The following is a 22477-nucleotide window of genomic DNA, read 5'->3' on the forward strand; positions in this document are numbered from 1 at the left end:
TAAAATTATATAATAGCGCTCTTTTAATGGTAAGTTTGGATAAATTTTTGATAAGCCTTTAAAAACATTTCAAAATCATCTAAACCACAAAATGCAATGCTTTCCTCATTATAAAATTGCAATCCTTCTTCCATCTCTTGCTCATCAAAAGCATCATCTAAATTATTGGCTTTTACCATCACTTCATCGCTATTGAAATAAAGGCTGTATTCTTTACCTTCAAAAACACACTCATAATTATTCGGATAGATACTTTTACAATGTTCAATTTCGTTTAAGATAGAATGAAGCGCTTTTGTACCATTACCAACAATTTCACTATTTAACCAACGGGCAAATGCTTCGTGATCCATTGAGCAACGAGCAATTACACCGTGCATAGTGTGAGTAAATTGGTATTCCATACTTCCTCCTTATAAAATTTCATCTCATTATAACGTACAAGCGGTTATTTTTCGGTAAAAATTTGCAACCACATTTGTTGAACAAAGGCCCTTTCTTCCACAAACTCATCTGCATTCACAATACTTTCACTTCGTAAAAGATTTAAGTGATGAATTCGATTACGAATAGATGTATAACAGCGCTTCATTTCATTTCCTTGCTCCGCTGTTAATATATGACAAGCCATCGCAGCATCAAAAATGCGCACATTATCCGACCAAATTGCCATATCAGGATATTGATGTGAATAAGCGAGTACCAAATATTGTGCGATAAATTCTATATCGGTAATACCGCCTTGATCCGTTTTTAAATGGAATTGAGCTTGGTTGGTATTTGCTAAATGCTGATACATTTTTTCACGCATTTCGCAAATATCTTGCTTTAATTGACCGCTTGATCTTATTTTTGATAACGTACTTTGGCGAATTTGCTCAAATCTTTCTCTTAATATTGCTGAACCATAAACACATCTTGCTCGAACTAATGCTTGACTCTCCCACGTCCAAGCCTCATTTTTCTGATAGAAATCATAAGCGTTAAATGTGCTAACCAGCAATCCTGCCTCCCCCGATGGACGTAAACGCATATCGACTTCATACAAAACACCGGCACTGGTATTTAGATTAAAAATGGAATTAATTTTTTGCGCAAGTTTTAAATAAAACTGATGGCTTGAAATAGATTTCTTGCCCCCCACCGTTTCACTATTTTCTGGGGCATTATGCAAAAAGACTAAATCTAAGTCCGAGTTATAACCTAACTCAATTTCCCCCTAATTTTCCGTAACCAATTACGGCAAAATCTTGCTCACCTTCCGCTAAATGTTCCGGATAACCAAAACGTTGCCCCACTGATTTCCACGCCATATTAACCACCGCAGTAATAATGGCTTCCGCTAAATAGGTCAAATGATCGCTGATTTTCATAACAGGCAAGACATCTAAAATATCCGCAGAGGCTATACGTAAAATCTGACTTTGCTTAAACTGACGTAAGCTATCAATCAAAGCCTCTTCATCTTCTTCGGGAATACGGATTAAATACTCTTGTAATGCTTTTTGGTACTCGTTTAGTTCTAAAACCTGAGTAAGCCCTTTATTGCTAATAAGCTCATCAAGCAACATTGGATAACGAGCAATCTGCTCTGCAATCATAATCGATTGTCCACATAAATGAACAAGTTGTGGCAAGATTTGCTCTTTCTCTAAAAGTAGCTCTAAGTAAGTTGTTCGTGTTGTGATTTTATCAACAATATTCAACAAACGAGGTAGTAATACTAAATAATTCGGCTGTAAACAAACAGTATCTAACACTTTTGGCATAAGTGAACGTAAAACCTCTCGCCCTCGAACCCCAATTGCTCGTTTAACCCAATCTTGGAAAGTGGAAGATAATCGTTGGAAAATCTCCGGATAATCTTGCTCTGCCACAGGATAATCTTGTAAAACTAAATTAAGCTCTTCTTGGGTTATTTCATAGTGAAGAATATCTTTCCAAACGGATAATTTTTCATTCTCCTCATCCGCCTCTTCCTCCCCTATCAATTCATTGAAAACTGCTCGGACATTGCGCTGATGCTGAGATAGCACCTCAAGAAAATCCTGCCACGTATTCATTTCATACTGAACAACTTGAGATTCCCCATTTCCTTCAATCAAGTACGATTGCGTAGCAAAAATAATTCGTTGGCGATCTTCCTCATCTGAAGGCAATGTTTGCGTTTGTTTATCATCAATTGCTTGCAAGATATTTTCCACTTGGCGCAAGAAAAGATAAGCTTGACGCAGTTGATCAACCTGAACATTTGTCAGCAGATGTAACTGTGCTAATTGCGGCAACACCGAAAGTAAACTACGCTCTTGTAAAATTTTATCCCTTCCGCCTCTAATCATTTGAAAGGTTTGCACAATAAATTCAACCTCTCGAATACCACCAGCACCTAATTTGATGTTATCGGTTAAATGACGGCGAACAACCTCTCGGCTAATTTTTAACTTCATTTCACGCAATGATTGGATCGCACTAAAATCCAAATAGCGGCGATAAACAAACGGACGTAGCATTTGTTTTAAATAGCGATGATTTAAATTGGTTAGATCTTCGCCTAAAATTTTCGCCTTAATCATCGCATAGCGTTCCCAATCTCGCCCTTGTTCTTGATAGTAATCTTCCATTGCAGCAAAGCTGAGAACTAATGCACCACTATCGCCAAAAGGGCGAAGACGCATATCAGTGCGATACACAAAGCCATCTACGGTAATTTCATCTAAAGCTCGAATTAAGCGCTGACCTAATCGGGTAAAAAATTTGCTGTTTTCAATCGGTTTACGGCCACCAACCGTTTCACCGGCATCCGGATACACAAAAATCAAATCAATATCTGAAGAAAAATTAAGCTCTCGTCCACCTAATTTCCCCATACCTAAAATCAGTAGTTCTTGCGCTTCTCCCAACATATTCATTGGTGTGCCATATTCCTCACAGCAACGCTGATATAACCAATCTCGAGCAGCTAAAATAAGACTTTCGGCCAAATCAGACAGATGTTGGAAAATAAATTCTACCGTTGCTAATTTATTGGATTGGAGATAACTCAATGCAGCCATTTCTTGATGGCGAAAATGCCGCAACACTTTTGCTAAATGTTCTTCATTTTCAACCGCTTGTAATCGCTCTGCTAATTTTGTCGCATAATTACCACACTGCTCAATAGAGGGTGGAGAAACTTGCCAATGCGCTAATAATTCTGGCTGGGTTTGTAATGTTCGTTTCAAAAAAGAAGACATTGCTACCGCTATTGCAAGCGGTTGATTTTGAGAAAGATTTTGCAAATTGCCTTCGTTATTTTTTTCAGAAAGTACATCAAATGGAATAGACATATTTAAACCCGTAATAAAATTCACTTTGGTTAATGTACATTTTGTTAAATCGTATAGCAATAATTTCCTTCATCTATTGATTTATTCTTTATTTGCTCGTAAAATCATCGCTCCTTGTCATAGCTGAGTTAGAGATCGGCTATTGATGTATTATCAACCCTTAACAAAAAGGAAATTAAAAATGTCTCTAAGCGTAGAAGCAAAAGCAAAAATCGTTGCTGAATTTGGTCGTGATGCAAAAGATACTGGTTCTTCAGAAGTTCAAATTGCATTATTAACAGCACAAATCAACCACTTACAAGCACACTTTGCTGAGCACAAAAAAGATCACCACGGTCGTCGTGGTTTATTACGTATGGTTTCTCGCCGTCGTAAATTATTAGACTACTTAAAACGTACTGATCTTGCTAAATATTCAGAAACTATCGCACGTTTAGGTTTACGTCGCTAATTTCAAATATTTGGAATGGGAACCGAGCAAATTTGCTCGGTTTTTTTATAACTCACACAAGAAATATGAATTATGGCTTTTAGTTCTTTATTTACTTTATTAGATGATATCGCAGCAGTACTTGATGATGTTTCCGTAATGACTAAGGTTGCAGCAAAGAAAACAGCTGGCGTTATTGGAGATGATCTTGCCTTAAATGCTAATCAAGTAAGTGGCAAACATATTTCTCCAGAGCAGGAATTACCCATTGTTTGGGGCGTAGCAAAAGGCTCTTTCATCAATAAAGTCATTCTTATTCCTTTGGCTTTATTGCTTTCTGTCTATCTTCCACAAGCCATTACACCTTTATTGATGATTGGGGGCGCTTATCTCTGCTTTGAAGGTGTTGAGAAACTTTTACACAAATTCTTACACAAACACGAAGAACACCAATCTGGAGAAGAACAAACCTCAATTGAAGATAAAATTAAAGGCGCTATTCGTACAGACTTTATTTTATCGGCTGAAATTATCATCATTGCATTAGGCGTATTACAAGAAAGCACAACGCTAACCAAAGTATTATCTCTTTCTGCTATCGGCATCGGTATTACATTCTTTGTTTACGGCTTAGTTGGACTTATTGTTAAACTAGATGATATTGGTTTATGGCTTATTCAGAAACAAAGTAGCATTCAACAATTTATTGGTAAAAGCCTTTTGTTCATCATGCCTTGGTTTATGAAAGGGCTGTCTGTGATTGGAACAATTGCAATGTTTTTGGTCGGTGGAGGCATTTTCTCACACAATGTGCCTGCCATTCATCACTTTGCTGAAGAGCTTGCATTACCAAGCTATTTAACCAGCGGCGTAGATTTTGTCGTAGGGATTATCGTTGGTGCTATTGCTTGTGCCATTATTTTACCTCTACTTAAGCTATTTAGTAAAAAATCTGTCTAATATCAAAAAAGTCGATTTGCATACACAAATCGACTTTTTATCACAAGAAAACTATTTAACGTTTTGCTTTGCCCATTCTAAGAAACGTTTTTGCGTTTCTTTATCTGCTTTTGAGAATAGAAGCTGAAGTTGCTCTTCTTTTACGTTTTTTACTTCAACAACCATTTGTCCTTTCGCTTCCAGTACTGCATTTGCGAATGCAGGCACCGCTGCAACACCTTTACCGGCATTATATTTTGCTAAGTTATCCTCTACGCGACTATTTGGCGCAAAACCATCGCCTTTTAACTTATCTTGTTTATATTCAAGTGATTTACCTGATGCCGTTTCAATGCTAAAAACAGGTTGACTTTTAAATTTATTTACATCATAGGCATTACGGAATTGCGGCACGGTAATCTTTGTATCTTCCGTTGAACCATTAAAGGTTAAAACAATAGGGTCTAAAGAAAAATAACTACCATTTACGATATCGCCAACACTTACTACAACTTGGTGAGGCTGGGTATCATTGATTTGGATTTTAGAGCCTTTTTTCACATATTGACCATCAAATGCTAAAATCTCAACGGTATCGGATGAAGTCAATGCTCCCGCCATGGAAACTGAACTCACAACCATTGCTGCTGTTGCTACTGCAATCTTAACTAATTTCATTGATAAATCCTCTTAAGATGAAATAAATAATAAAATTTAGTGTCTATGCTATGCTAATTTGCAAAAAATAGAAATAATTTTATTATCAAATTGCTTAAATTATGGGAAAATCAGATCAAATTTTTAAATAGGACATTATATGAGTGATGAACATCAGAGCTTAAGCTCACAAGATAAATCAGAAAAGAAACCGTTTCTTCAATCGCTATTTAGCGGTTTATTTCAATCAGAGCCTAAAAATCGTGAAGATTTAGTCGAGGTTATTCGTGATTCCGTTGAAAACGAACTAATTGATAGCGATACAAAAGAGATGATTGAAGGCGTCATGGAAATTTCTGAGCTTCGTGTGCGTGATATTATGATTCCTCGTCCTCAAATTATTTCGATTGACTCTCGCTTACCACTTGAAGCCTGTGTTGATATTATTATCGAGTCCGCACACTCTCGCTTTCCCGTGATCTTAGATGATGGTAAAGACACCATTCAAGGTATTCTACTAGCGAAAGATTTATTAAAATATCTCCGCCTAGACGCCGAAGCCTTTGATATGCAAGCTATTCTTCGCCCTGCCGTAATTGTGCCGGAAAGCAAACGCGTTGATAGAATGTTAAAAGAATTCCGCTCTGAACGCTTCCATATGGCGATTGTGGTCGATGAGTTTGGTGCGGTTTCAGGTTTAGTAACCATTGAAGATATCTTAGAACAAATTGTCGGCGACATTGAAGATGAATTTGATGAAGAAGAAATAGAGCCAATTCGCCAACTTTCTCGACATACCTATGCTGTATTAGCGCTTACGGATATTGAGAAATTTAATGAGTTCTTTGCAACATCGTTCACAGATGAAGAGGTTGATACTGTTGGGGGGCTTGTTATGCAGGCTTGTGGGCATTTACCGCAAAGAGGGGAACAAATCCAACTTGAAGGGATTGATTTTAAAGTAACCTCAGCTGACAGTCGCCGCCTAATTCAACTTCGCGTTACGGTTTCTGATGAATTATTAGAAAAAATGGAAAATCAGAAAAACGATTCTGTTGAAGAGTAACTTTTTAAAGTTGGACTTTATAACTATATTACTAATAAGCCACTTTGTGTGCTTAATTTTTTACGGTACTATGTAACATTTGCTCAAATTTCATTTAACTTCTCCCCCTCCGTTTACGGAGGGGGGATAGGGGGGAGGGAAAACATTTCACTTTCTATCATTACATCCCTTTTCCCTCCCTCAGCCTTCGGCAGCTCCCTCCGTACACGGAGGGAGCAAAGAACTTTAAACTAAATTATTTCTGTGCAATTGCTACATAATATTGATTTTTTAGATGACTTTATTATGAATTTTGTAAAAAATCCCTCTTTTTTCACCGCTTGTATTTTGGCATTACTGTTAGGTGCAATCGGTACCTTTGCCTATTCCCCTTTTGATTATTCATTCATTGCATTTTTTTCTGCATTTGGGCTAATTTGGGCAGCGACACTAACACAACGTAAAACAGCACTTTGGGCAACCTTTATTTGGGCGGTTAGCTATTTTTGCATTGGTGTAAATTGGATCCATGTGAGCATGATTCAATTCGGTGGCGTACCATTAATTGTGAGTTATTTAGCCGTTTTCTTGCTAGCTTGCTATTTAGCACTTTACCCACTTATGTTTGCATTTATTGCACAACGATTCCAAATTAAAAATCCATTTGCCCTTGCTAGCCTTTTTACGTTTACTGAATACTTGCGTGGTGTGGTATTTACCGGATTCCCTTGGTTACAATTTGGTTATAGCCAAATTGATACCCCATTCGCTAATATTGCTCAAATTTTCGGTGTAGAAGGGCTAACCTTTTTTGTTATGCTTATTGCCGGTTACCTCGTGCTTTTAGTTAAAAACGAAGGTAAAACAATGATTTCCAGCACAGCTATTGCGTTTGTTTTAGCATTGGCTTGTGCAACTCGATTATTCTCTTTTGTTGAAACAGATACAGAAAAATCCCCCCTTACAGTAAGCTTGGTGCAAGGAAATATTGAACAAAAAATGAAATGGGATCCTGAGCATTTTGATTACACGGTAAGAACTTATCTTCAATTAGTTACACCTCTACTAGGAAAAAGCGATGTCGTGATTTTACCGGAATCGGCGATTCCTGCACTAGAGAGCCAAATACAGCCGCTTATTCGCACACTTCAACAAGTGGCAAGTGATAAAGATAGCGACATCATTATGGGAACCCTTTACCAAAATAGCCAAAATGCGTTGTTTAATAGTGCAATTGTGCTTAATCATGAACCTTATCAATCTGATAAGGTGGCACGATACAATAAACACCATCTTGTCCCTTTTGGGGAATACGTCCCTTTTGGAAACTTGCTAGATTGGATGCGAGAGGTTTTTGTATTACCAATCAATCTTTCTCAAGGTCATTTTATTCAATCGCCGCTTGAAGCTAAAAATCATCGTTTCAATACAGCAATTTGCTATGAAATTATCTTTGGGGATCAAGTTCAGAAAAACCAAAAAGATGCTCATGCCGATTATTTATTAACAATTACCAATGATGCTTGGTTCGGTACATCTATCGGGCCTTGGCAACATTTTCAAATGGCAAGAATGCGTGCATTAGAATTAGGGAAGCCATTGCTTCGCGCGGCAAATACGGGGATTACAGCTGTTGTAAATGCAGATGGTAGTGTTGCTGCCCAACTTCCTCAATTTGAAGCGAATGTATTAACAACTCAAATTTCTCCAACGATAAGTTCAACACCTTTTAGTCAATGGGGAAATTGGATCATTTATGGATTGAGTTTATTGATTTTGGTAAGCGGTTGGATTATTAAAAAATTTAGCTATTTATCTAAACGCTAAATAAAAATAGCCACCGATAAAAGAACCCTATACAGCTTGATTAGCTTGCATAGGGTTTATTATCAGTCTAGCTCGCTTAATTTGAATAAGTTTATTTAGACTTCATATCCAGCAAATAATCGACCATCATTTTGGCGATATTAAGCCCTGTTGCTGTTTCAATGCCTTCAAGTCCAGGGCTTGCATTGACTTCCAAAACGACTGTTCCATGATGAGAACGTAAGAGATCTACACCTGCAATGTCTAATCCAATAGCTTTAACCGCATTGAGAGCAATTTGCTTTTCTGTTTCACCGAGCTCAATTTTTTTAGCTGAACCGCCCTGATGCAAATTAGCGCGAAACTCCCCCTCTGAACTCTGGCGCTGTATAGCGGCAACCACTTGATTTCCTATCACAAATGCCCGAATATCTTGTCCTTTGCTCTCCGCAATAAAATGTTGCGTTAATACAGGAAGATTAGCTTGCTTTAATGTATCTAATATACTCTGCCCGCTTCGCTGATTTTCAATTAACATCACACCAACACCTTGTGAGCCTGACAAGGTTTTCACAATCAAAGGATATTGATGTAATGCTAATAATTCAGTATTACTTACCTCACTTCCGGCTAAACTACTCATAGGCACGGGAATATCACTTGCTAATAATTTTTGCAAACTTTGCCATTTATCGCGAGCCAAACGAAAAGCCTCAGCTCGATTTAATACTTTGATCTGTTGGCTTTCAAAATGTTGTAAAACCCGACAGCCCATTTCTGTGCTTGATGAACCAAATCGAGGTAATACCGCAGCATATTCAGGCAATAAATATGCTGGCTTACGATTTTTATCGTATCGCTCTCCTTCTTGATAAAAAAGCTGAAATACCGGTTTACCTTGTTCAATATTAAGCCTTAATAACATTCGATTCGGATCAAGAATATCTAATTGAATGCCCTGTTTTTCACAAGCTTCTTTTAAACGTTGGCAGCTATATAAGCGAGGCTCTCGGCAAAGCATTAACCATCTCATTTTTTTAGAAGCCCTTGCTTTTGAAAAAATGGAAGAATATGTGGGCGCACCGGCTTCACTAATGTTTTTTTAATCGCAGCTTGCCACTCTTGGGGTTCGCCTATTATTTGTTGATAATATGCCGATAACGTTTGATTATAACTTTGTAACGCTTTTTGATCTAAAGGTTGATACTGATTTTCATAGCACATCAAAGTTTGTGGTAAACGTGGTTTTAATGCAGGATCTTGCGCAGGATAACCTAAACATAACCCAAACAGTGGCACACAATGTTCAGGTAAATTAAGCAACGAAGCGGCTTTTTCAATATCATTTCTCAAAGCACCGATATAAACGCCACCCAATCCTAGTGATTCGGCTGCAACGAGTACATTTTGCGCCATAATACCAGCATCAACACCACCAATTAAGCTTACTTCAGCCCAATCTAGTTGAACATCCGGCACAAGCTGTTTGTGTTTATAAAAGTCGATACAAAATACCCAAAATTCCGCCGCATCTGACACATATGCCATTTGCGTAATCTCTCTAAATCCTTGACGAATTTCTGGTGAAGTTACTCGAATGATCGAAATACATTGCAAATGATTTGAAGTTGAGGCACATCTGCCTGAATCAATTAGCGTATTGATAATCTCTGCAGAAATCGGTTGTTGAGTGAATTGACGAATAGAACGATGAGATAGAATTGTCTCAAGTGCAGATTTACTTTGCATATTGCCTCCTATTAAAAAACGGTAAGATTTGCAAAATGTATCACAAATCAAACCGCTTATCTTATTCCAGTTTATCCAGATATTGTTTACCGCCAAGCGCTGAAACTTGTCGAACAATCCATGCCTGTCTTTTCCGCATCGTTGGACCGGGCTTATCCACTCGGTAAATTAATGGATTAGGTAATGATGCCGCTAATAAAGCAGATTCTTGTAACGTAAGCTGCTTCGCTGATTTTCTAAAAAACGTTTGTGCAGCAGCCTCAACCCCAAAAATGCCTTTGCCAAATTCAGCGATGTTAAGATAAACCTCTAAAATACGCTCTTTGCCCCAAACATTCTCAATCACAAAGGTTAAAGGTAATTCAATACCTTTACGCAACCAACTTTGTCCGTGCCATAAAAACATATTTTTGACTGTTTGTTGTGAAATCGTTGAGCCACCACGAATTTTCTTCGATTTTGCATTTCGCTCTAAAGCAACTTGAATGGCATTCAAGTCAATGCCGAAATGGCTTTCAAATTTTTGATCTTCCGAAGCAATCACAGCCATCTGCATTTGCCAAGAAATTTGATCAAGTCCAACCCAGCGTTTTTTGATTTGATAACTTTTCCCTTCAATTAAATGCCCGACTTTTTGTTGTAGCATATAAGAAGAGTAGGGAACAGGTATAACGCTGAATAACAAAATAACGACAAATAAGCCGCCTAAAATAGGCCCTCCAATTCGACTAGAACCAAACCATGCCCAGCCTAATTTGCTTGAAATCTCTTTAGGAATAAAATAGTCCACGGTCATTGAAAACAAGCGGTTAAAAATGCCATTCGTTTTGCGACTTTTTCTACGCTTTGCCATTTAGTTTCTCATTAACCCAATTTAAAAATTGCGGATCTAATGTTTTGAGCATATTCGAACCACGCGTAATGGTTGCCGCACTGGTATTCAATTTTTGCTGAATTTCACGTTGTGATGATTCATTTTTTAATAAATGTTCCACAATTTGAGTACGCAAACCGAGCGAACCTCGCTCATCCGCTGTTAAGAAAAGCTCAAAAAACTCTGTTAATTTATCTTCGGCAACCGCTTGACGTAATAAGGTCACAAACTGTTGCCACTCTTTAGGATCTCGTTGATGATAAACCGTTTTCATAGACTCCGCTTACTCAAATTATTTTTTCGCTTTCTTTCCACCACGCTGATCATCTAATTCTGCACCTTTTGGCACACTAAATTTGAATAAATCAGAAGAAACATTTGCCGTTGTGATATTGCGTAAAACGTATAAATTGCTTTGTCCATCACGCTCAATGGTACTAAAGCCTTTCATTACACCATTGGCATCAATACGCACATCAAATTGTTTTAAACTGCTTTTTTTCCATTTTGGTTTTAGCACAAAAGAATCCATATTTTGGGTAACATCATATTGATCCCAATGGCTTTTATTGTTGCTGGTCAGTAGCACAAACGGCGTATTATTTACCGCATCTTGCACCGTGTTTACCGTAACTTGTGAAACAAAAGGGTCATAAAACCATAAATTTGCACCGTCAGAAACAATTAAGTTTTCCTGTGGCGATTTTGTATCCATGCGGAATAAATTTGGGCGTTTAACTTGAAATTTACCTTGTCCGGATTGGATTTGTTTCCCTTTGCTTGAACGCACAGTTTGATCAAAGTCTGCACTATACTGACTTACTTTCTCTAAACGATTTTGTAACTCTGCAACAGCCTGAGCATCAGCGAAAGCTGAGCCAGCTAAAGAAAATAATGCTAATCCGAATAATGATTTTTTCATAATTTGTTTCATTTGTTGTCCTTTTTATGTCAAAGATTTTTCTCTTTGACCATTGAATTAGTTATCTAGTTCCTTGAGGTAATAATACGGTATTATGTAACATTCGCACAAATATTTAATTTTTTTCGTAGGGGTGGGGTTTATCCCCACCCGTAAACAATTAGTAATATTCGGGCAGGGATAAACCCTGCCCCTACAAATGTAATTAAATTATTAGCAAATCATATTAAATTAATGAGCCTCATCCCAATTATCGCCAATGCCGACCTCTGCAATTAAAGGAACGCTTAACTGAATGGCTTTTTCCATTTCTGCTTTGATCAGCGCAGAATAATGTTCAACTTTATCCTCTCTCACTTCAAACACCAATTCATCGTGAACTTGCATAATCATTTTGATTTCATCGGAATGTTGAATAATACGATCAATGCCAATCATCGCAATTTTAATAATATCTGCTGCCGTTCCTTGCATTGGTGCGTTGATCGCGACCCGTTCCGCCGCTTTACGGCGCATTGCATTACTAGACTTAATTTCCGGTAAATATAAGCGTCTGCCCAACAAAGTTTCGACATAACCTTTTTCTGCAGCTTTTGCTTTTATATCCGTCATAAATTGTAAAACATTAGGATAACGGTTGAAATAAGCTTCCATATACTGCTTTGCATCGGCTCGGGAAATACCGAGCTGATTAGACAAGCCAAATTCAGACATACCATAAATTAAGCCAAAGTTAATCGCTTTTGCATTACGGCGTTGTTCGCCTGTTACCTCATCTAATGGCACGCCAAAAATTTCTGAAGCTGTTGAACGGTGAATATCTTTCCCTTCTGCGAAAGCTTTCAACATTCCCTCATCATTTGCCAAATGTGCCATAATGCGTAGCTCAATTTGTGAATAGTCCGCTGCCACGATTTTATAGCCCTTACGAGCAATAAATGCTTGGCGAATACGTCTTCCCTCTTCATTTCGAATTGGAATGTTTTGCAAATTCGGATCACTTGAAGAAAGACGCCCCGTTGCCGTTACAGCTTGATGATAAGAAGTATGCACACGTCCTGTTTTAGCATTAATCATTAACGGCAATTTATCCGTATAAGTCGATTTAAGTTTGCTCAATCCTCGATGCTCGATTAACAATTTTGGCACACGATGCCCCATCATTGCTAATTCCTCTAACACTTCTTCATTTGTTGAAGCCGCCCCTTTCGGCGTTTTCTTCAAAATCGGTAAGCCTAACTTTTCAAAGAGAATTTCTTGAAGCTGTTTGGTTGAGGCTAAATTAAACACTGAGCCGGCTTCACTATGAACCTCTTGTTCTAACTCTGCTAAACGGCGTTCAATTTCGCTAGATTGTTGTTTTAATTTAGCAGGATCAATCAACACACCGTTACGCTCAATGCGAGAAAGTACGCTAACCAGCGGTAACTCAATTTCATCAAATAACTTAACTAAAGTTGGCTCTTGTACTAATTGCGACCATAAAACTTGATGAAGTTTCATCGTAACATCCGCATCTTCGGCGGCATATTCTGCTGCGGTACTAATTTCAATTTGGTCAAAAGTCAGTTGATTTTTACCTTTACCTGCAATGGCTTCAAATTCAATGGTTTTATGCCCAAGATAGCGATCCGATAAGTCGTCCATATTATGACGACCGGTACTATTTAAGGTATAAGATTCCAGCATCGTATCAAACGCCACACCTTGCACGTTAATGCCGTGATTAGCGAAAACGGTTAAATCATATTTAATATTTTGCCCGATTTTTTTAATTTCCGGATTTTCTAAAATCGGCTTTAATTGCGCTAAACAAGCGGTCAAATTTAGCTGATTTTTTGCTAACTCATACCCCACGGTTTCCATTTCAGAAGAAAATAAATCGCCTTGCCCAGCTGAAGTTGTAACCAATGTTTTATGCGCTAGCGGAATATAACAAGCCTCACCACTAGCTAGCGCCAATGAGATTCCAACTAAATTAGCACGCATCGAGTCAAGCGAGTCGGTTTCGGTGTCTAGTGCAATACATTTCTCCATTTGTATTTTCTCAAGCCAACGATTTAATGCCGCTGTTTCGGTAATGGTTTCATACTTAGAACGGTCAATATTCACTTTTGCAAAAGTCGGCTCATTTTGTACCGCTTGCGTTACTTCATAAGCATTTGGTATTTTTACTTTTTCTGTTTGAGTAACCGGATTAGCACCACCTTTTACTTCACTTAGCCATTTTTTAAATTCATATTGGCTAAATAATGCCACCAACTCATCGTGATTTTGTGGCGAAGTGGTTAATTGATCGTGGCGAAATTCTAATTCAACATCCGTTTTAATCGTTGCCAATAAATAGGAGAGATCTGCCATCTCTTTTTCCGCTTCTAATTTGGGCGCAAATGTTTTCGCCCCACGGAAAGAAAGCTCCGCCACTTTATCTAAATTTTGATAAATTGTCTGAATAGAGCCAATCCCCTGCAATAAGGCTAATGCCGTTTTTTCGCCCACACCTTTTACGCCGGGGATATTATCGGAAGAGTCGCCACGCAATGCCAAATAGTCGATAATCAGCTCAGGCGGAATGCCATATTTTTCAATGACCCCTTCTCGATCCAGCAAGGTATTTGTCATCGTGTTAATCAACATAATATGCTCATTAACCAACTGCGCCATATCTTTATCGCCGGTACTAATCAAGACATCTTTACCTGCTTTCGCCGCTTGAACGGCAAGCGTACCAATCACATCATCAGCTTCTACACCTTCAATTGAAATCAGCGGAATACCTAATGCCTTAATAATGGTGTGAAGCGGTTGAACTTGAGCCCGTAAATCATCAGGCATCGGCGGACGATGGGATTTATATTGTTCAAACAATTCATCTCGGAATGTTTTGCCTTTTGCATCAAATACCACCGCAATATGGCTTGGCTCAACTTGAGCAATCAAACTTTTTAGCATATTTAATACGCCATACATTGCGCCGGTTGGCTCTCCATTCTTATTGGTTAAAGGTGGAAAAGCGTGGAAAGCTCGATAAAGATAGGAAGAACCATCGACAAGAACAAGAGGATTAGATGCAATTTTAGCCATTAAAATCTCGATATGTGTTAATTAATTACGGAAGGGATTATACAACAAAATGCAAGTATCATCCTAGTTCGGCACAACCGAACTAGGTTAAACATTGGCTATTTGTGTTATTACAGTACTAAAGTGTCGCCGCCTTCATTTCCTTCACAAACAGCCCTAATTCTTGTAATAGTTTAGTTTGATTATCTAAATTCGCTTCAATGATTTTCACTATTGCCGAACCGGAAATTGCACCATCGCAACCTAACGCTAACGCTTCTTTTACTTGAGCCGGTTTCGCAATACCAAAACCTTGCAAAATAGGTGCAGAATTTGACCACTTGAGACTTTCGACTAAGTGATCTAAGTTACTCGAATGTGCTTGGTTTTCAGCACTGGTTACGCCGGCACGAGAAACTAAGTAAGTATAGCCTTCGGTTAATTCTGCCACTTTTTCAATGGTCGCTTGATCGGCATTGGGCGGGCAAATAAAGACGGGCTGAATGCCATATTTTTTTGCCGTGCCGGTAAATTCTTCTGCCGCTAAAACAGGTAAATCTGCAATCAACACCGCATCAACACCATTTTCTGCGCAACGTTTAAAGAAAACCTCTGCTGTTGGCACAAAAATTAAGTTGGCACACAGAAGTAAGCCGATTGGGATTTCTGGGTACTTTTGACGAATTTTCGCAATTAATTCAAAACAAGCGTCAGTACTGTATCCTCCATCTAATGCTCTCTTATTGGCTGCTTGGATAACAGGACCGTCCAATAATGGGTCAGAAAACGGAAAGCCAAGTTCTAAAGCATCTGCGCCATTTGCGATTAAGGTTTCAATAATTTCCCAAGAACGATCAAAATCGGGATCGCATAAGGTAACAAATGGTACAAAAGCCCCTTCATTTTTCGCTTTTAATTTTGCAAAGCATTGATCAAAACGGCTCATTCTGCATTCCCTCCATTTAAAATTTTATCAACCGTGAAAATGTCTTTATCGCCTCGTCCGGAAAGATTTACCACCAGTAATTGCTCTTTTTCAGGATTTTGTTGAATGAGTTTTAGAGCATAAGCCAATGCGTGAGAAGACTCTAACGCCGGAATAATCCCTTCATTTTTTGCCAAGGCTTGGAAAGCAGCAAGCGCTTCTTGATCGGTAATTGAAACATAATCTGCTCGTCCACTCGCATTTAAATAAGCGTGTTGCGGACCAACAGAAGGGAAATCTAAGCCGGCAGAAATCGAATAGGACTCCTCAATTTGTCCATCTTTGTCTTGCATAATCGGCGATTTCATACCGAAATAAATCCCCGTTGTGCCGTGTTTTAACGGAGCGCCGTGTTCGCCTGTTTCAATCCCTTTTCCTGCCGGTTCAACGCCAATTAGTTTTACGGCTGTCTCTTCAATAAAATCAGCAAACATACCAATCGCATTTGAGCCACCGCCCACGGCAGCGATAACTGCGTCAGGCAAGCGGTCTTCTTTTTCAAGAATTTGACGTTTAGTTTCTTCGCCAATCATTTTTTGGAATTCACGCACAATGGTCGGAAACGGGTGTGGACCTGCTGCTGTACCAATCAAGTAGTGAGTTGTTTCATAATTTGCTGCCCAATCTCGCATCGCTTCGCAACAAGCGTCTTTTAGCGAGCAAGAACCTTTTTGTACAGGAATAACCTCTGCTCCCATTAAACGCATACGGAACACATTCGGCGATTGACGTTCTACATCTTTAGCGCCCATATAAACCACGCAAGGCATTCCCAGCATTGCACAAGCTAATGCGGTCGCAACACCGTGCTGTCCTGCGCCTGTTTCCGCAATAATACGGGTTTTGCCCATTCGTTTTGCCAATAAAATTTGCCCTAACACTTGGTTGGTTTTATGCGCGCCACCGTGTAATAAATCTTCACGTTTTAGATAAAGCTTAGTTTTTGTTCCTTTGGTTAAATTACGACAAAGGGTTAATGCGGTTGGGCGACCGGCATAGTTTTTCAATAAATCAGTAAATTCCGCTTGGAAACTTGGATCTTGCTGTGCGTCTACAAAAGCTTTTTCCAGCTGTTTTAATACCGGCACAAGAATTTCGGGTACATACATACCACCAAATTCGCCAAAGTAAGGGTTAAGAAGTGTGTCTGACATATTATTTTCCTAATTTCTTTTAGAGATTTTTTGCAACTTTTAAACCGGCAAAGGTTTGAGCCACCGGCATCACTTCGATACGGTTAATGTTTACGTGTTCAGGTTGCTGATTGAGCCATAAAACGATATTGGCAATATCTTCAGGTTGAATAGATTGAACATCTTTATAAACCTCTGCAGCTTTTGCATCATTACCACGAAAACGTACATTCGAAAATTCAGTTCCGCCACATAAGCCCGGTTCAACATTACTTACTCGTACTTTTGTATCTGCCAAATCTGCTCTTAAATTTAAGCTAAATTGGGTAACAAATGCTTTTGTCGCACCGTACACATTACCGCCGAAGTAAGGATAATTCCCTGCAATAGAACTTAAATTGATAATATGCCCCGAATTACGTTCAACCATTTGCGGTAAAATCAAGCGTGTTATTGTCACTAATCCTGTGATATTGGTATCAATCATTTGCTGCCATTCGGATAATTCCGCTTGATGGGCTGGTTCTAATCCTAAGGCTAATCCTGCATTATTTACTAATAAATCCACCGCTTGCCAACCTTCCGGGAGGCTTGCTAGCGCTTGTTTAGTCGCTTCTTCATTTCGAATATCAAATGCAAGCGGTAGAAAATGATTCCCCAGTTGCGAATGTAATTCAGCTAAACGCTCCGCGCGTCTGCCCGTCCCGATAACTTTATAACCTGCTTCAATTAATTTAATACAAATTGCTCGACCAAATCCTGATGTTGCGCCGGTGACGAATGCGATTTTCATTTTTATATCCTCTCATGTTTGTGTTTGCACTACTAAAGTAGTACAAAAAAAGGGTTTATGCAAGTAAAAATATAAGGAGACTTGTGCAAAGGTTATTTACACAAATCTCCAATTAAAATTAAGCTGTTAATGCTTTATATCCAAGTGTACACATTAATAATGCAACCGTAATTATTAAGACTTTCTTAATAACCTCTCCGTTACTCTTAATTGCGTGCTGACTACCAATATGATTACCAAGTAAATTAGCAATAATCATTGGAATACCAATCAAAAATGCCATTTTTCCAGCTATTGCAAACGAAACAAATGCCCCGATATTTGACGAAAAATTGAAAATTTTTGATGTTGCCGAAGCTTGTAATAAGCTCAATTTGTTTATCATAAATAAAGCTATGATAAAGATACTACCTGTTCCAGGTCCAAAAAAACCATCATAAAATCCCACAATTAAGCAAGTAACAAAAACAGCAAGGATTGATTTTTTTATTTCTGTTGTTTCTGATTGTTGCTTTATTAATTTACCTTTAAATAAGGTTGCCCCTAACCCTAAAGGCAAAAAAGCGAAAATAATATAACTAATAACGTGAGTTGGTAACATCAAAATTACTTCAGCACCAATATACGCCCCAAGTAAAGCCGAAATGATGCCTATAGGAACAATTTTCCAAATAATAGAATCGCTTTTCATAAAGTTTTTAATCGCCGCGATTGTACCAATTGTACTAACAAGTTTTTCTTGCCCCAAAGCTAATTGAGGTGGTAATCCAACCATCAAAAAGGCAGGAATTAAAATAAGTCCTGCACCTCCTGCTATAGAGTCAATATATCCAGCAACAAATGAAGCAACAACTAACAGGCATAACCCTATAATAAAATAATTAGCAATAATACTATTTTCAATGAAAAGATTTTCCATTTATCCTCCTTACTGTATTTTTAAATGATGATTACATTCAGTTGAAACAAAATATTCAGATGTCGTTTTTTCATATGTACCAAACAATCTAATTAGCCATCTATCATTACCATCAAAGTTTGCTTTAAACCCATTTCTGGTATGTAATGTTTTTTGATTATCAAATGTTACAACTTGTCCTGGTTCTAAATAAAGTGAAATCCATTTATTTTGATCGATTGCACTTTGTCTAAATTTCTCTAAAACAGGCTGATGTTTTGGACTCGAGGTTTCTACATTATGATAATCAAACCTAGAAATATACGAGCCATCTGAACATTTCATTATTAGTGGAACATTAACGCTAATAGATGCTCCTGAAAATGAAGCCGGTCGCTTGATACTAAATGCAGGCTCTTCTAATAAAGCTTTATCTTCCTCAGTAAGATCAGCTAATAAAACGATACTGGTTGCCACACCTTTTTGTTGTCTTAAACAAAGCAGTGTTAAAGAATCAGGAATATAGGTTGGAACATTACTAAATTGTTGTTCTTCACGCAAACGTAAGTCAGGGTTATCTACATGAGGAAAAAATGTTTCTGATTAGCTTCTACGTTTTCTAGAGCCATTTGATATAAACCATTATTGGTTTGTTGATTATGAGCTGTTATTTGCATAAATTAATCCTTTAAAAATTTTAATAAAATGTAAATTATTTATTAATTTACAAGTTAAAATATATAGCAAACGATTGCTTTCGCAAATAACAAAGATAAAGGTCATACCTCTTTGTGTAGGGAAATTAAATTTCCATTTTAGCAACATTAATCGTCATTACACTTCATCAATCACAAATTCAAACCAATCAATCACATCTTTTTCGTGGATACCATACGGAATTAACACGCCGGCATTTTTCACTGAATGAGGATCTTGCGAAATCAAGGGGTGCCAATCAAACAAAGGTTTCCCTTCATAAACCAGGCGATAAGCGCAAGTTTTTGGCAACCAACCAAAATCGGGTAAATTTTTTTTCGTGAGTTTGGTGCAGTCGCTTTCCAGCTTAAAGCGGTTAGCATAATTGCCACAACGCCCTGTATCGACATCTAATAAATTACAAGCAACTCGGGTGTAATACAATTTTTCTCGTTTGCCTCGCCCTTGAATATATTTGCGATAACAACATTTTCCGCACCCATCACAAAGGGCTTCCCATTCAGCCTCATTCATTTCAAGTAATGACTTTTTTTGCCAAAAAAGCGGTTCAATTTGCAAATTTTTTTGCAACATTATCTCACCACTACTGCTGTGCCGGTTGCTACGACAATAAACATACCGTTATCGCCGCCCATAGATTGATATTCTATAGAAACGCCGACAACCGCATTTGCGCCAATCTTTTTGGCTTCTTGCTCAAGCTCTGCTAAAGCTTCTTTTCTTGCGCTATTTAATTTACTTTCATAAGCACCGGAACGTCCGCCAATAACATCGGTAATGCTGGCTAAAAAATCACGGATAAAGTTTGCGCCTGAAACCACCTCGCCAAAAACAAGACCTTTGTATTCGGTAATTTGTTTACCATCAATCGTTGGGGTTGTTGTAATAATCATAATTTTCCTATTTTAATTGTTGTTTAAGAGATTGTAATGCGATCGCGCGGTGCGAAATTTTTTTCTTTTCCGCCGTTTCTAATTCCGCAAATGCGCATTGTTTTGGCGGATAGAAAAATAACGCATCATAGCCAAAGCCATTTTGCCCACGTTCTTCTTTTAAAATTTCCCCAAAACATTCGCCAATGGCAATTTTAGGGGTTGGATCGGTTGGGTGTTGTAACATCACGATGCTGCTGACAAATTTCGCCGCACGCGCCTGATCTGCCACGTTAGCCATTTCTTCTAAAAGTTTTTTACGGTTAGCTTGATCATTACCATCTTCGCCTGCATAGCGAGCGGAATATAAGCCCGGCGCACCGCCTAATGCATCAACGGCTAAACCAGAGTCATCTGCGATAGCCGGTAACCCCGTCATTTGAGAAGCATAGCGTGCTTTAATAAGCGCATTTTCGACAAAAGTTAAGCCCGTTTCTTCGGGGCTTTCAATGCCAAATTCGCTTTGCGCAATTACCTCAAAACCAAATTCAGCTAGAACATCTGCCATTTCTTTTACTTTGCCTTGGTTGCCTGTGGCAAGCACAATTTTTGTTTTTTGCATAGGTTATTCTCTGGTTAGAAAAATACGACATTATGTAACTTTTTCATATCACTTCGTAGGAGCAAATTACATTTTCCTTTACTCCATCAAAGGAGCATCAGGGCGAATGTCATTCGCCCCTACATAAAGAAATTAAATTGATCTTACAAAGCTACATCATTCAAAAATGAGAAAAAGGGCGAAGTATTTCTCCGCCCATTGATTTCACTGATTTAAGCTAAAATGTTTTTAGCAATCACATCGCCCATTTCTGACGTTGAAATCGGTGCTGCTTCATCGGCTAAATCGCCAGTACGATAGCCATCTGCTAATGCTTTTTGAATGGCTGCTTCAATCGCATCGGCTGCTTCATTTAAATTAAAGCTATAACGCAACATCATTGAGGCTGAAAGAATTTGCGCAATTGGGTTCGCAATGTTTTTACCGGCGATATCCGGTGCTGAACCGCCTGCAGGTTCATATAAACCGAAGCCTTTTTCATTTAAACTCGCTGACGGTAGCATTCCCATTGAGCCAGTAATCATCGCGGCTTCATCAGAAATAATATCACCAAAGATATTTGAGCAAAGTAAGATATCGAAAGACTCTGGTGCCTTGATAAGCTGCATTGTCGCATTATCAATATACATATGCTCTAACGTCACTTCAGGGTACTCTTTAGCAATTTCGGTTACTGTTTCACGCCATAAAATCGAGCTTGCTAATACGTTGGCTTTGTCCACAGAAGTAACACGTTTTTTACGCTTCATTGCTGACTCAAAAGCTACACGTGCAATACGTTCAATTTCATATTTGTAATACACTTCGGTATCAAATGCTTTGGTTTGTGCGCCTTCGCCTTCACGACCTTTTGGTTGTCCAAAATAGATACCGCCGGTTAGCTCACGAACCACCACCATATCAAAACCTTTTGCGGCAATGTCTGCACGTAATGGGCAAAATTTTTCTAAGCCTTTATAAAGTGCCGCCGGACGTAAATTACAGAATAGCGAGAAATGTTTGCGTAGTGGTAATAATGAACCACGTTCAGGCTGTTCATCCGGTGGTAAATTTGTCCATTTTGGTCCACCCACAGAGCCGAATAAAATTGCATCGGCTTCTTCACAACCTTTTAATGTATTCTCCGGTAAGGCTTTACCTTGCGCATCAATGGCAGCACCACCGATATTAAAATGATTAAAATTGAGCTTAAAACCAAATTTTTGTTGTGTTGCTTCAAGCACTTTAATGGCTTGTGCCATTACTTCAGGACCGATACCGTCCCCTGCCAAAACCGCAATGTTGTAAGTTTGCATACTATCCTCAATTTATGTGAAATATAAAATAAATCTGCCTTATTCTAACTAAAAAGCGAATTATGAGCTAGAATTAACTTTTGCGCCAAGGAAATAAAATGAAACCCGTTTTAATCAAAATACTTCTTTTGGTATTTTTCAGTCTAAATTTAACCGCTTGTGGCACTATTGTCAGCTTATCAAGTGGCGATTATGCCGTTTATGGTGGTGTGTCAAATGATTTTTCGGTCATCCAACAAGGTGGCATATTGAGCGTGCTGGCGGTTATTGATCTTCCATTAAGTTTTATACTTGATACATTGATGCTTCCTGTTACGCTCAGTCAATAGATTAACTATGCTAAAATATATT

Annotated in this window: 22 protein-coding genes and 1 pseudogene; 5 read left to right on the forward strand and 18 right to left on the reverse strand. The window is 38.4% G+C overall.

All coding sequences use genetic code 11. The annotated features are described in order from the left end of the window. Window positions 1-23 precede the first annotated feature (23 nt). Together AM305_RS06725 and glnE are read right to left on the reverse strand one after the other, a co-directional pair. Window positions 24-404: a YacL family protein gene (locus AM305_RS06725; RefSeq protein WP_005824340.1), complete on the reverse strand. Its 381-nt coding sequence runs from the start codon at window positions 402-404 to the stop codon at window positions 24-26. Window positions 405-448: 44 nt separating this feature from the next. Further along, a pseudogene (glnE, locus tag AM305_RS06730) lies at window positions 449-3326 on the reverse strand (bifunctional [glutamate--ammonia ligase]-adenylyl-L-tyrosine phosphorylase/[glutamate--ammonia-ligase] adenylyltransferase). Between the two features lie 181 nt (window positions 3327-3507). Here glnE and rpsO point away from each other — a divergent pair. Next, window positions 3508-3777, forward strand: a complete 270-nt coding sequence (gene rpsO, locus AM305_RS06735) for a 30S ribosomal protein S15 (RefSeq protein WP_005597777.1) — start codon at window positions 3508-3510, stop codon at window positions 3775-3777. Between the two features lie 72 nt (window positions 3778-3849). Beyond that, window positions 3850-4716: a DUF808 domain-containing protein gene (locus AM305_RS06740; RefSeq protein WP_005824342.1), complete on the forward strand. Its 867-nt coding sequence runs from the start codon at window positions 3850-3852 to the stop codon at window positions 4714-4716. Between the two features lie 51 nt (window positions 4717-4767). On the opposite strand, the gene AM305_RS06745 is transcribed toward AM305_RS06740, so the two are convergent. Further along, window positions 4768-5373, reverse strand: a complete 606-nt coding sequence (locus AM305_RS06745; protein ID WP_005824343.1) for a curli polymerization inhibitor CsgI-related protein — start codon at window positions 5371-5373, stop codon at window positions 4768-4770. A 139-nt stretch (window positions 5374-5512) separates the two neighbouring features. Between AM305_RS06745 and corC the strand changes: the two genes are divergently transcribed. Continuing rightward, the gene (gene corC / locus AM305_RS06750; protein WP_005824344.1) at window positions 5513-6418 is read left to right on the forward strand and encodes a CNNM family magnesium/cobalt transport protein CorC; all 906 of its coding nucleotides are present in this window, start codon (window positions 5513-5515) and stop codon (window positions 6416-6418) included. Between the two features lie 285 nt (window positions 6419-6703). Further along, window positions 6704-8224 (forward strand): apolipoprotein N-acyltransferase, encoded by a 1521-nt coding sequence (lnt, locus tag AM305_RS06755; RefSeq protein ID WP_035294178.1) that lies wholly within the window; start codon window positions 6704-6706, stop codon window positions 8222-8224. A 91-nt stretch (window positions 8225-8315) separates the two neighbouring features. Here lnt and AM305_RS06760 read toward each other — a convergent pair whose 3' ends face one another. The 15 genes from AM305_RS06760 to leuB form a co-directional block, all read right to left on the reverse strand. Beyond that, a complete protein-coding gene (locus tag AM305_RS06760; RefSeq protein WP_035294174.1) occupies window positions 8316-9236 on the reverse strand; it encodes an ATP-grasp domain-containing protein in 921 nt (306 codons plus the stop codon). Beyond that, complete coding sequence (gene nfsA, locus AM305_RS06765) at window positions 9233-9952, reverse strand: oxygen-insensitive NADPH nitroreductase (protein ID WP_005824347.1); 720 nt, start codon at window positions 9950-9952, stop codon at window positions 9233-9235. The genes AM305_RS06760 and nfsA overlap by 4 nt, the downstream gene beginning before the upstream one ends. A gap of 61 nt (window positions 9953-10013) precedes the next feature. Continuing rightward, window positions 10014-10805 (reverse strand): monofunctional biosynthetic peptidoglycan transglycosylase, encoded by a 792-nt coding sequence (gene mtgA / locus AM305_RS06770; RefSeq protein WP_005824348.1) that lies wholly within the window; start codon window positions 10803-10805, stop codon window positions 10014-10016. Beyond that, on the reverse strand, window positions 10792-11100 hold the full coding sequence (gene trpR / locus AM305_RS06775) for a trp operon repressor (protein WP_005819727.1): 309 nt from the start codon (window positions 11098-11100) through the stop codon (window positions 10792-10794). The genes mtgA and trpR overlap by 14 nt, the downstream gene beginning before the upstream one ends. 18 nt (window positions 11101-11118) lie before the next feature. Then, a complete protein-coding gene (gene lolA, locus AM305_RS06780; protein ID WP_005824349.1) occupies window positions 11119-11760 on the reverse strand; it encodes an outer membrane lipoprotein periplasmic chaperone LolA in 642 nt (213 codons plus the stop codon). Between the two features lie 219 nt (window positions 11761-11979). Further along, the gene (gene polA / locus AM305_RS06785; protein ID WP_005824351.1) at window positions 11980-14832 is read right to left on the reverse strand and encodes a DNA polymerase I; all 2853 of its coding nucleotides are present in this window, start codon (window positions 14830-14832) and stop codon (window positions 11980-11982) included. A 118-nt stretch (window positions 14833-14950) separates the two neighbouring features. Then, window positions 14951-15757, reverse strand: coding sequence for a tryptophan synthase subunit alpha (gene trpA / locus AM305_RS06790; protein WP_005824353.1), 807 nt, complete (start codon window positions 15755-15757; stop codon window positions 14951-14953). After that, a complete protein-coding gene (gene trpB / locus AM305_RS06795; protein ID WP_005824355.1) occupies window positions 15754-16950 on the reverse strand; it encodes a tryptophan synthase subunit beta in 1197 nt (398 codons plus the stop codon). The genes trpA and trpB overlap by 4 nt, the downstream gene beginning before the upstream one ends. A gap of 19 nt (window positions 16951-16969) precedes the next feature. After that, window positions 16970-17722, reverse strand: coding sequence for an SDR family oxidoreductase (locus AM305_RS06800; protein ID WP_005824358.1), 753 nt, complete (start codon window positions 17720-17722; stop codon window positions 16970-16972). 118 nt (window positions 17723-17840) lie between these two features. Beyond that, window positions 17841-18641: a sulfite exporter TauE/SafE family protein gene (locus tag AM305_RS06805; protein ID WP_005824360.1), complete on the reverse strand. Its 801-nt coding sequence runs from the start codon at window positions 18639-18641 to the stop codon at window positions 17841-17843. A 9-nt stretch (window positions 18642-18650) separates the two neighbouring features. Then, the gene (locus tag AM305_RS06810; protein WP_005824361.1) at window positions 18651-19181 is read right to left on the reverse strand and encodes a TauD/TfdA family dioxygenase; all 531 of its coding nucleotides are present in this window, start codon (window positions 19179-19181) and stop codon (window positions 18651-18653) included. A gap of 273 nt (window positions 19182-19454) precedes the next feature. Next, complete coding sequence (locus AM305_RS06815) at window positions 19455-19910, reverse strand: YcgN family cysteine cluster protein (RefSeq protein ID WP_005824365.1); 456 nt, start codon at window positions 19908-19910, stop codon at window positions 19455-19457. Next, window positions 19910-20230 (reverse strand): YbjQ family protein, encoded by a 321-nt coding sequence (locus AM305_RS06820; protein WP_005824367.1) that lies wholly within the window; start codon window positions 20228-20230, stop codon window positions 19910-19912. Before AM305_RS06820 ends, AM305_RS06815 begins: the two co-directional genes overlap by 1 nt. Before the next feature lie 7 nt (window positions 20231-20237). Next, entirely contained in the window at window positions 20238-20831 is a 594-nt protein-coding gene (gene rdgB, locus AM305_RS06825) for an RdgB/HAM1 family non-canonical purine NTP pyrophosphatase (RefSeq protein WP_005824369.1), read from the reverse strand. 212 nt (window positions 20832-21043) lie between these two features. Then, the gene (gene leuB / locus AM305_RS06830) at window positions 21044-22126 is read right to left on the reverse strand and encodes a 3-isopropylmalate dehydrogenase (RefSeq protein ID WP_005824371.1); all 1083 of its coding nucleotides are present in this window, start codon (window positions 22124-22126) and stop codon (window positions 21044-21046) included. 98 nt (window positions 22127-22224) lie between these two features. Between leuB and AM305_RS06835 the strand changes: the two genes are divergently transcribed. Beyond that, window positions 22225-22455 carry a YceK/YidQ family lipoprotein gene (locus tag AM305_RS06835; protein ID WP_005824373.1) on the forward strand — a complete coding sequence of 77 codons (231 nt, stop codon included), beginning with the start codon at window positions 22225-22227 and terminating at the stop codon, window positions 22453-22455. The last annotated feature ends 22 nt before the right edge of the window (window positions 22456-22477 follow it).

Origin of the sequence: Actinobacillus minor NM305 (assembly GCF_000175195.1) — a bacterium.
Classification (GTDB): Bacteria; Pseudomonadota; Gammaproteobacteria; order Enterobacterales; family Pasteurellaceae; genus Haemophilus_A; species Haemophilus_A minor.